Annotated in this window: 1 pseudogene; it reads right to left on the reverse strand. The window is 65.0% G+C overall.

The features are described from left to right. Positions 1–234 (reverse strand): annotated as a pseudogene (locus L6D89_RS32580) (hypothetical protein); the annotation flags it as partial.

Raw genomic sequence — 234 nt, forward strand, 5'->3', positions numbered from 1 at the left:
GCAGAGTGAAGATAGGCGTAACCCCCTCCATCGAGCGGGGCTGAACGCAAAGCAGTTCCAGCGGTTCGCTGTAGTCCAGGGCGAACAGGCCGGGGTCGAGGTAGCCGGTGCCACCTACGCTGGTTGCGGTGCGCTGCCAGTGCGTTTGCTTGATGCCGGTTCCGCGTGAAAGGCGGAAGGTACTGCTCCCGCCGATGGGCTCATAGCGCTGCCGGATGGTGCCGGAGTGCGGGA

It is taken from the genome of Pseudomonas pseudonitroreducens (assembly GCF_021603645.1).
Taxonomy (GTDB): domain Bacteria; phylum Pseudomonadota; class Gammaproteobacteria; order Pseudomonadales; family Pseudomonadaceae; genus Pseudomonas; species Pseudomonas pseudonitroreducens.